Origin of the sequence: Protofrankia sp. CiT1 (genome assembly GCF_917627335.1) — a bacterium.
Taxonomy (GTDB): Bacteria; Actinomycetota; Actinomycetes; order Frankiales; family Frankiaceae; genus Protofrankia.
This window is the reverse complement of sequence record NZ_CAKJTP010000199.1, coordinates 1-509: the sequence shown is the minus strand read 5'-3', so window position 1 is coordinate 509 and position 509 is coordinate 1. Positions and strand designations below refer to the sequence as shown.

General features: G+C 62.3%; 1 other RNA gene. It reads left to right on the top strand.

The annotated features are described in order from the left end of the window. Positions 1-162: 162 nt before the first annotated feature. Positions 163-509: a transfer-messenger RNA gene (gene ssrA / locus MJ785_RS19705) on the top strand; the annotation flags it as partial.

The window sequence follows — 509 nt, the reverse complement described above, 5'->3', positions numbered from 1 at the left end:
TCAGACCCGGGTGGCGGACGACCGGGACTCCATGGGAAGATAGGGCGCGCAGCCGGTGTTGGGCTGCGTGGGCGGTCGTTCGGGCACTCCTCACGTACGATCGGCAAGCGCTGGAAATGAGCCACAGTCAACACCGACAGAACATCAACACCGACAGAACGCGGGGGTGACCGGCTTCGACTCCGGACGTCGAGGCAGGGGAAGCGGGCCGAGGATGAGCGGTTATCTCGTTAACGATCCGCTCAAAGAAATAACTGCCAACAAGTCGCAGTCTGCTCCATCCCCTTACAGCCTCGCTGCCTAAGGGAATATAAGGAGCCGTCAGCCTGGGAGCTCCTCCGGCTCAGGGCCTGGCGTCGCTAGGAGGATCACCGTCTGACCCGGTCACGGGGTCGGATGGGACATCTCACAGTGACTGAGCCCACACTGGCATGCCTGTGTGATTGGTGGGGCTGAGAAACAAGTAGCAGGCTGCGCCCGGAGAAGTCCTGTTGCGGTGCCGGAGGACG